The sequence below is a fragment of the Streptomyces sp. NPDC050211 genome (assembly GCF_040656035.1).
Classification (GTDB): Bacteria; Actinomycetota; Actinomycetes; order Streptomycetales; family Streptomycetaceae; genus Streptomyces.
This window is the reverse complement of the sequence record NZ_JBFALC010000143.1, coordinates 1-6,314: the sequence shown is the minus strand read 5'-3', so window position 1 is coordinate 6,314 and position 6,314 is coordinate 1. Positions and strand designations below refer to the sequence as shown.

Genomic DNA, 6,314 nt, shown 5'->3' with positions numbered 1-6,314 from the left:
CCCCTTGATCTCCGGCGGAGTCTTGTCGTAGTCGACGATGTTCCAGCCCATACCGCCCGCTTCGGGGGCGGGCGGTGCCCCGACAGCGCGCCGACAATCCTTCGCGCACCCATCGGAAAGCCCGGGCGACGGAGTTGTCGACGAACAACACCCAGATCAGCAGGACACCGACTCCGGCGGATGCGGCCAGCTGACCCCGCCACCTCTAAAAATATAACCATGCTTCTATATTGAGACAGGTGCCGGGGCGCGCCCTATGCTCTCCCCGTGACAAAGCGGGCGAAGACAGCGAGCAGCGGGGCCCGCGGCCCCCGAGGGTCCTACGCGAAGACCGCCGAGGTGCGACAGAAGATTCTCGACGCCTGCATCGAGGCATTCGGCGCGGGAGGCTTCCATGGCGCCACCATGAAGGAGATCGCAGAGCGGGCCGGCATCAGTCAGACCGGCCTGCTGCACCACTTCGACAGCAAGGCGGAACTGCTGGTCGAGGTACTCGCCGCACACGAGCGGGAGACGGCCGCGATCGTCCGGGAAGCCGATGACCTGGATATTCTGCGGACTCAACTGCGGGTCATGCACGCCAACGAGGCCCGACCCGGGCTGATCCAGCTGCACAGCGTCATCTCGAGTGAGGCCACGACCGACGGGCATCCCGCTCACGAGCTGTACCGGGCCCGTTACGACAGCCTACGCCTGCACCTGACCCGAATCTTCGCCGAGTTGCGCGGTCGCGGACGTCTGAAGGTGGACACGAGGCCGGAAATCCTCGCGAACCTGCTCATCGCAGTCATCGACGGACTGCAGATCCAGTGGCTGTACAACCCGGGCGCGGTGGACGTGTCAACAGGCATCGAGACCTTCCTCGCGGGGGTTGTCGACGAGGCCAGCGATCTTCCGTGCGACTGAAAATGTGTGTCAGCGTCCACCTCCCTCCCCAAAAGCGAATCCATTTTCGGGATTGATGTGGCCGGTTCGCCGATCGCGCACGCGCAGTCAAGGAGACCTCACATGCCTCGTCCTCGGCCATCCGAGGCTCACACCCCGGCCGAGACATCCGCTGCGTCCGCGCCGTTGGCCCATACCGTCGCGCCCGCCCAGAGCGCGGTCCACGATGTGACCTCGTTCGGTACCGGTCTGCGGCGAAGGCCACGAACCGGCCGCCCGGCTCTCCGGCGGCTTCGTCGGCGCGGGACCCCAGCAGCACCCGGCGTGGCGGCTGCCGGCGAACACGTCCCCGGCCACGGCACATCCGAAGGCGCAGGCGACCAAGCCGTCGAGCGGATCGGCCGACGTGCCTTCATCGGCGAGCACCTCGCCGACACGTATCGAAGACACCGGCGACGCCCCCGCTGAAGGCCGCCGCAGACTTCGTCCGGGCGTGACCGGCCTGCGTGCCCGCGCGCCGGCGAGACCGGGATCCGGCTCCTCGTCGGCGACGAGCGTACGCCTGGTCCACCGACCGTCTCGATCGCTCGACTCCCGATAGTGGTCACCCCCGGTGAGCATGTACTGAAGTCGAGGAAGCGGCTTGAGCGCACGATGCCTGACGGCCGCGACGGCATCGACGGCATCGACGGCATCGACGGCATCGACGGCGGAGCGTCACGGAGACGGTCGCAGCGTGCGGCTACTTGCTCACCTCAAGGCCCCCGGTTCGGCCACGAGTCGGCCAGGACCACTGTGCTCGTCCACGGGCGCCTCCCACCGGCCCCGGCCGCCCGCGCCGCGAGCCCGGAACAGACAGAGAAGCGAAACATGACGACAAGGAGACGGACCATCTTGAACGGCAGGCGCGTGAGGATCCCCGTGACACTCGCTCTGGGCGCGGTGATGGTCCTCGGATGCGGTCACCCTCCCGCCCAGACAGCCCAGACAGCCGAGGCAGTCGCGGCAACCCGCACCGAACCCGGCATCGCGCTGGTGAATCAGAAGCGACTCTCGCCGCGGCTCAGCGAGCTGACCTTCACCTCGTCCGCTCTCGACGGCACGACCAAGGTGCGCATACTGCTCCCCCGTGGCTACGACGCGGAGAAGAGGCGCCGTTACCCCGTGCTGTTCCTCTACCACGGTGGAGGGCAGAGCGCTTCGAGCTGGACACAGGACGGTGCCGCCGAGGAGATCACGGCCGGCCTGCCCGCGATCGTGGTGATGCCGGACGCCGGCTCCACACAGTGGTATGCCGACTGGTGGAACAACGGCCACCGCGGCCGGCCGATGTGGGAGACCTTCCACATCAACAGGCTCCTCCCGTGGGTCGACGAGCACTACCGCACGATCCCCGAGCGCGGGGCGCAGGCTGCCGCCGGACTGTCGATGGGCGGGTTCGGAGCCGTCTCGTACGCCACCCGGCACCCCGACCTCTTCGGTGCCGTCGGCTCGTTCTCCGGAGACCTCGACCACCAGAACGTCGAGATGCGGACCACCATCGAGCAGCTCCACCCCTCGCTCTGGGGCCCGTGGGCAACGCAGGAAGTCCGCTGGCGCGGGGACAACCCCTGGGACCTGGCGGCCAATCTGGCCGACACGGACGTTGCGCTGTACACGGGCAACGGCCGGCCTCGACAGGACGGCGAGGCCGTGGACCGCACGGAACAAATGATCCGGCAGGAGAACGTGTCCTTCCACGAGCGCCTGCTGGATCTCGGTATCCGGCACCGGTGGCACGACTACGGACCCGGCAGCCACACATGGCCCTACTGGCAGTCGGACCTCCGAGCCTGGATACCCCACCTGAAGGCCTACTTCGCCCGCCACGCGCACCACCGCGCCACTCCCCGGTCGTTAGCGGCGCTTACGGGCCACTTCCAGTGCGCTGAACTCGGTGACGTCCCGCCGCATCCGTACGGTCCAGCCGTAGGCGTTGTACTGCGGCCTGATCGACGAGAAGGTGCGACCGCCGACGCCCAGGGGCGCTTGACGATTCCCCTCGCACTGGGCCCCGGCAACCCGCACCAGCAGTACTCGCCGCAGGCCGACACGGCGAGTACGGGCCCCAGCCCTGACGACGTGCCGTTCCACGCCAGGGGCAACAGCGCCCGCTTCAACCGGGCCGAGGTGACGATCCTCCCGCGCTGAGATCCGTCTCTTCGCCCGCCGGGACACCGAGGAAGACAGCGGGAGATCGCGGCTGGGCAGTCGCCCCGTACGACGGACCGCCCGCCGCGCCGAGTGCTGGGCTGTTGCGAGCACAGGACTCGGCGGCGCCCACAGGTGCTGTTACGAGGTGATCACCCCGGTCCGGGACGCCTGGGAGCGCCCCATTCGCAGTGTGATGCGGCACCTGGACGTGCCGGATAAGCATTTCGACTCGTCCAGGGCGCGGGCGAACACCGGATGGGTGGCGTACAGGCGCCGCCCCATCCCGGGCCGCTGCCCGCCCTGCCCGGTGAACATCACCGCGAGCTTCCCGTCCAGGACCTGCGGCGACACGCTGCCGCGCGTCACGTTCGGCACGGGGGCACCCTCGGCCATCGCCCGCAGGGTCTGTACGGCCTCGTCGCGGTCGGCGGTGAAGAACACGGCGCGATGCTCGAAGCGGGCGCGGGCTGCCAGGGTCGACCCGGCGTCCAGCAGAGCGATGTCCGGGTGGTCGGCCAGGTGCGTGGCGAGCCGTCCCGCCTGCTCACGCAGGGGCGCCTCGGCCCGCGCCGACACCACGAGCGGAAGGGGCGTCTCGACGGCAACGGCCGCCGCGCCCGGTGGCTCCTCGACGATGACGTGCGCGTTCGTGCCGCTCACCCCGAAGGCGGACACCGACGCCCGGCGCGGACGGCCGGTGCGCGGCCACCGCACCGGCTCCCGCAGCAGCTCGACGCGGCCGGCCGACCAGTCCACGTGCGGGGACGGCGCCGACACGTGCAGGGTGCGCGGGAGCAGCTCGTGGTGCAGCGCCATCACCATCTTGATCACCCCTGCCACGCCCGCCTCGGCCTGGGTGTGCCCGATGTTCGACTTCAGCGACCCCAGGTACAGCGGCCGGTCCTCGGGCCGGTCCTGGCCGTAGGCGGAGATCAGGGCGCCCGCCTCGATCAGGTCGCCGAGCGCGGTGCCGGTGCCGTGCGCCTCCACCGCGTCCACGTCCTCCGGCGTCAGCCGGGCGGCCTCCAGGGTCCGCCGTATCAGCCGCTGCTGGGACGGCCCGTTGGGCGCGGTCAGGCCGTTGCTCGCACCGTCCTGGTTCGTGCCGGTGGCCCGCAGCACCGCCAGCACCCGCCGGCCGGCCCGGCGGGCGTCCGACAGCCGTTCGAGGAGGATCACGCCGGCGCCCTCCGCCCAGCCGGTGCCGTCCGCGTCAGCCGAGAACGCCTTGCAGCGCCCGTCCGGGGCCAGACCCCGCTTGCGGCTGAACTCCAGCAGCATGCCCGGCGTCGACGTCACGGTGACGCCCCCGGCCAGTGCCAGGCCGCACTCCCCGCTGCGCAGCGACTGCGCGGCCACGTGCAGCGCCACCAGCGAGGACGAGCACTGCGTGTCGATGGTCAGGGCCGGTCCCTCGAACCCGTAGTTGTAGGCGATACGGCCGACGACGACCCCCAGGGCGTTGCCTGTGAGCATCTGCCCCTGCGCCTCCTGCGGCGCCTCGTGCCAGGCGGGTCCGTAGTCCTGCAGCGACACGCCGGTGAAGACACCGGTGCTGCTGCCGCGCAGCGCCTGCGGGTCGATGCCCGCACGCTCCATCGCCTCCCAGGAGACCTCCAGCATCAGCCGCTGCTGGGGATCCAGCGCCAGCGCCTCGCGCGGACCTATGCCGAAGAAGCCGGGGTCGAAGTCACCCACCCCCTCCAGGAACCCGCCGCACCGGGTGTACGCGGTGCCGTGCTGTTCCGGGTCCGCGTCGTACAGCCCGTCCAGGTCCCAGCCACGGTCGTCCGGAAGGCCGCCGATGGCGTCCCTGCCCTCGGCGACCAGCCGCCACAGCGCCTCCGGGGAGTCCACACCGCCAGGCAGTCGGCAGCCCATGCCGACGACGACCACCGGGTCGTCCGCCGCGTCCGCGTGTTCGCCGCCGTACGCCGCCCCGGCCGCCGTCGGGCCCGAAGTCCCTTCCCGTGCCGCCCCGGAGCCGAGCAGTTCGCCGCGCAGGTACTCGGCGAGCGTGTCAGGTGTCGGGTAGTCGAACAGCACGGTGGCGGGCAACCGCACCCCGGTCGCTTCAGCGAGCCCGTCCCGGAGCCGCTGCGCCAGGTGCGGAGTGCTGCGCGACCGGGGCGAGGTCCGTCAGCCGGTTCCGCAGGTCTTCACCGCTGTCGGCAGGTGCCTGCGCAGGAGAACCAGGAACATCAGTGGTCATGTGCGTCCAAAGTTCTGGTGCGCCGAAGACACAGCAAATTGTGCAGTCGCCGCAATATCGACCGTTTCTCGGCCGCCGTCAGCCATGGCTTCCCCCGCGTCCACCGAATTCGCCTATGGATTCGGGACGACCAGGCAAAACATAAGGCCACGGACGCGGGACGTCCAACGCTCCCCAACATCCGTCACTTTGCAAAGAAAGAAGGAATTCCATGCCCACATATCAGACCCTCACGCCACATTGTGGCGAGCGCGAACCGCCCCCTGGCCGGACGCGATCAACCTGGTCAAACCGTTCGGGCCGGCCGAGCGGCAGTCCCGGAGCGGGGTGCGAGATCTCCAGGAGGCGGGTGCCACCGGCCGACTCCCAGGTGTCCTCGTGAGTCAGGGCAGGTCGCGTCCCGCGAGGTGGTGGAAGCGGTCATGCGCCTTGCCGTCCGGTATCCGGCTCGCGACGATCTCTCCGCCGAGCGCGTCACGCGGAGGCGCCCGGCCAGACGCCGGGAGGGCACCGGCCGGCCGAAGTACCCGGTGTGACCTGTGAGTTCCGGTCCGTTGACCGGCTACACCACCCGGCGGGACGCCAACCGATTCCGTCACCCGCTCCATAACCAACGAGGCGCTGCGGCCCGTGCGGGCCGTTGTGACCGGCGTCCTCGGCCAACTGCCAGCTGCTCTTGCGGCCGACCGAGCTCAGCAGGCCCGGACGTAGTCCCGCATCCGGCGCCGCGCCGACCCGGCCGAATCTTCCGGCCACTCACAGGAACAGGTCCTCGAGCTCGGCGCTCCAGCGTCCTCGGACGAAGTCCGCCAACAGGCCGCGATCGTGCGCGTCTCGGCCCGCCGTCCACGGCGGCTTCCCTGAACCGTCCCTGAGACACCGTCAGCCCTGCACGAACGTGGCGCCCACCACCGCGGCCAGGCCCGCCGACTCCACGCTCTGCCCTGGAAGAAGATCCCCGTGATTCACCGCGACGACGACCGGGGCCACGGCCGCCACGAACAACGACTCGTGCAGGTCGTCA

General features: G+C 70.1%; 2 protein-coding genes and 2 pseudogenes. 3 read left to right on the top strand and 1 reads right to left on the bottom strand.

Features of this window, described 5'->3' with window-relative positions:
- The first annotated feature begins 267 nt into the window (after positions 1-267).
- Positions 268-906 (top strand): TetR/AcrR family transcriptional regulator, encoded by a 639-nt coding sequence (locus tag AB0I98_RS49235; protein ID WP_362952970.1) that lies wholly within the window; start codon positions 268-270, stop codon positions 904-906.
- Between the two features lie 900 nt (positions 907-1,806).
- On the top strand, positions 1,807-3,075 hold the full coding sequence (locus AB0I98_RS49230) for an alpha/beta hydrolase-fold protein (RefSeq protein WP_362952968.1): 1,269 nt from the start codon (positions 1,807-1,809) through the stop codon (positions 3,073-3,075).
- A gap of 141 nt (positions 3,076-3,216) precedes the next feature.
- Here the strand turns inward: AB0I98_RS49230 and AB0I98_RS49225 are convergent.
- Positions 3,217-5,172 (bottom strand): annotated as a pseudogene (locus AB0I98_RS49225) (beta-ketoacyl synthase N-terminal-like domain-containing protein); the annotation flags it as partial.
- 1,000 nt (positions 5,173-6,172) lie between these two features.
- On the opposite strand from AB0I98_RS49225, the pseudogene AB0I98_RS49220 reads away from it, so the two are divergent.
- Positions 6,173-6,314: pseudogene (locus AB0I98_RS49220) on the top strand (ISAs1 family transposase); the annotation flags it as partial.